3 protein-coding genes are annotated in these 3,637 nt (G+C 49.5%); 2 read left to right on the forward strand and 1 reads right to left on the reverse strand.

The window, feature by feature from the left end:
- Positions 1-499: NAD(+)/NADH kinase (locus HQM11_21325; GenBank protein ID MBF0353582.1), on the forward strand; the 499-nt coding region annotated here is incomplete at its 5' end.
- An 11-nt stretch (positions 500-510) separates the two neighbouring features.
- Here the strand turns inward: HQM11_21325 and HQM11_21330 are convergent.
- Complete coding sequence (locus HQM11_21330; GenBank protein MBF0353583.1) at positions 511-1,701, reverse strand: RtcB family protein; 1,191 nt, start codon at positions 1,699-1,701, stop codon at positions 511-513.
- Between the two features lie 405 nt (positions 1,702-2,106).
- Here HQM11_21330 and HQM11_21335 point away from each other — a divergent pair.
- Positions 2,107-3,637 (forward strand): FAD-binding protein (locus tag HQM11_21335; GenBank protein MBF0353584.1); only part of this gene is annotated, 1,531 nt, incomplete at its 3' end.

Here is a 3,637-nt window from a genome sequence, read left to right on the forward strand (position 1 = left end):
TGAGCGTTCCATGCTGGAGTGCGATTATCCCGGTGGAACCGTCTACGCAGTCAATGAAGTGGTGATCCGCGGAGCGACCCACATGATTGCGCTGGATCTCAGCATCAATGACCAGCATATACGCAGAATCCGCGGAGACGGATTGATTGTTGGAACATCCACTGGCAGTACGGCTTATCTGCTGTCAGCCGGGTGTCCCATTGTCATGCCTGAAGTGCGTTGTATGATTTTGGCTGGATTGAATGAGTATAATTTCACCGCACGTCATCTGATTGTCGACCATACTTCTGAAATCAAGATTCAAATCACAGCCTTCACCCGGGAAACAGACATTTATTTGTCCGTGGATGGCAAAGAGAAACTGCCGTTGGCCATCAATGACAAAATTATAGTGAAAGAATCCAACCTGCGGGCCAAACTGATATTCATGGACAGCAACTATTTTTTTAATAATTTATCCACCCGACTGGCCTGGAACGATGGGTTGAATCGTAATTGAACCGCAAAACTTCAACCTTTGACACACACCACCTGTTTCAGACAGGCAACCACTTCCACCAGATCACTCTGGGCGTTCATCACAACATCAATGTCCTTGTAGGCTCCGGGGATTTCATCCAGAACATGTTGATCCTTGCGGCATTCCACTCCCTGCGTTTGATATTCCAGATCATGGACGGAAAATTGTTTTTGTGCCCTGGTACGTGACATCTGCCGTCCGGCACCATGACTGCATGAACAGAAGCTGTCCTCATTGCCTTTGCCCTTGACGATATAGGACTTTGAGCCCATTGACCCTGGAATAATGCCAAAATCATTGGCTTGTGCCCGAACAGCGCCTTTGCGGGTGACATAAACATCCTCGCCAAAATGATGTTCCAGTTCCGCATAATTGTGATGGCAATTGACAGACATCTGGATTCCCAACGGATGGCCTTCATTCAGTCTTTTGGCCAATACACCCAGAATGCGATCCATCATCACTTCACGGTTGCGGAACGCGTATTTCTGCGCCCATTGAAGATCATTCCAGTAACTGTGAAATTCAGAGGTTCCCTGTACAAAATAAGACAACTCGGGGTCTGGTGCCTTCTGTTCCATGAGTTTGTTCAGATATTTTGCAGAGTTAATGTGGCATGTTGCCAGCGCATTGCCAATATGCCGTGAACCGCTGTGGAGCATGACCCAGACATTGGAATCCGACACGTCCGGTTCCACACAGATTTCAATAAAATGATTGCCGCCGCCGAGGGATCCCAATTGTTTCATGGATTTTTTTGATTTTTCCTGAACACCTTTGTGCAGTTCTTTGAAGCGTTTCCAGCCATTCCAGTTTTCTACCTCTTTGTCGACACGATCATTTTCTTCAAAACCAACAGGAATTCTGGCTTCAATGCTCAAGCGGAGATCTCTCAGTTTTCCTTCGAGAGCGGAAGCTTTGAGGTCCAGTTTGCGAGCCATCATTCCACAACCGATGTCAACACCCACAGCGGCAGGGATAATCGCGTCACGGGTCGCAATGACGGAACCCACCATCGCGCCTTTTCCCAGATGGGCGTCAGGCATCAACGCGATATGTTTGAAGACACAGGGCAATTGAGCCATGTTGAACAGCATACGCTGTTCTTCCTCATGCAGGTCATGGCTGTTGGCCCACGACACAATACGGTTTCTGGCATTAAGATTTAATATTTCAGGCATGGTGCTCCTTTTAAATAATAATAATCAGGCCCACAGATTAACGCATTCAGGAACCAAGTCCAAGTGAAACTTCAGCAGGTAATGAAACAGGAATTGACCTCACTGTTTAGAAACAGCAAAAGAATAAGTTGTAAAATTTTGCTCGTGCCCTACGTCCCGTGGGGCACGTTATCCACCAGGCGAAGCTCTGCTTCGCACCCACCGGAGGTTGGTCATGGAACGGTTACGAACGGGACGTTCTTAACCAGAAAGTTCCTAAGTTATTTTTTTAACGTCCATTCGTAGAGATTTCTTATAAATTGCCGACTTGCCGAACATCCGTTTGCAAATTATTTGCTTGTTGAGACCATACAGAATAAATCAGTCCAGCACTTTTTTTCATGATCCTTCATCAGGTTTAACCCCATGCACGCCACACTCAATCTTGTCCTGACTCTCGATCAGGCTGACAATCCGGAAGAACAACGGAATTTTGCGGCAAAGTCCCTCCAGATTGAGGTTTCCCGAATCACCGGCTTGCGGTTGAGGAAACGCTCTCTCGATGCCAGACAGCAGAACATCAAGGTCAATCTCCAGTTCGACGTGTATTGGGATGAACCTCTGCCTGAAAGCCTTCAACCCCAATGGAATTATCCGTCAGTCAGGGCGAAACCCCGGGTAATCATTGTGGGCTGTGGCCCGGCTGGGATGTTCGCCGCACTGAGATTGATCGAACTGGGACTGAAACCCGTCATTCTTGAACGAGGCAAAACCGTGAGGGACCGGCGACGGGATCTGGCAGAGATTCAGCGCAAGGGTCTGGTGAATCCTGACAGCAATTACTGCTTTGGCGAAGGCGGCGCAGGGACTTATTCTGACGGAAAACTGTATACCCGGGCCAACAAACGGGGAAATATCAAAAAGATTCTGGAAACGTTTGTGGCTCATGGAGCGCATCCGGACATCATGGTTGACGCGCATCCGCATATTGGTTCCAACAAACTGCCCGATGTGGTGGTGGCAATGCGTGAAAGCATTCTGGGGGCTGGAGGTGAAATCCATTTTGAGAGCCGGGTCACCGATTTTTTAATGGACCGGAATCAACACCTACGAGGTGTTGTGCTTCAAAATGGTCAAACCCTGGAAAGCCAGGCTGTCATTCTGGCGACAGGGCACTCCGCACGTGATATTTTCAGACTTCTGCATTCCCATCAAATTCTGCTTGAGTCTAAATCCTTCGCTCTGGGTGTCCGTATCGAGCATCCCCAGGCACTGATTGATGAGATTCAATACCATGCAAAAGTCCGCGATCCTCGCCTGCCGCCTGCCAGCTATCGTCTGGCGGTTACTTTGGAAAATAAAGGAATTTTTTCCTTCTGCATGTGCCCCGGTGGCTTCATTATTCCGGCCGCGACGGAGCCAGGCGAAGTGGTCGTGAATGGCATGAGCCTCTCACGTCGGGATTCAGCCTTTGCCAACTCAGGATTGGTCGTCAGTGTGGATGAATCTGACTTGACTCCATGGTTGCAGGAGGGCCCCTTGGCGGGAATTGCCTACCAGAAAGCACTGGAGCAGAGGGCCTTCCAAATCGGTGGCGGCCATCAAAAAGCCCCCGGACAGCGTGTGACCGATTTCATGACGGGAAACATTTCAACGGATCTTCCCGCATGCAGTTACAAACCCGGTTTGACCTCCGCTCCAATTCATGAATTGCTACCGGATGTGATTGTACGGAAAATGCGGGCGGGCTTGCGCCAGTTTGAAAAAAAAATGAAAGGCTATCTCACCGCTGAAGCTGTGATGGTCGGTGTGGAATCACGCACGAGTTCTCCGGTCACTATTCCCCGAAATTCGGCCACGCTGGAGCATCCGACCGTCGCTGGACTTTATCCTTGCGGAGAAGGTGCTGGCTATGCGGGCGGGATTGTTTCAGCGGCCATGGATGGCATGAATGTCG

It is taken from the genome of SAR324 cluster bacterium, from assembly GCA_015232315.1.
Taxonomy (GTDB): Bacteria; SAR324; SAR324; order SAR324; family NAC60-12; genus JADFZZ01.

Coding starts and splice junctions, on each gene's coding strand:
- HQM11_21330 (MBF0353583.1), bottom strand. CDS start 1,701: ATGCCTGAAATATTAAATCTTAATGCCAGAAACCGTATTGTGTCGTGG.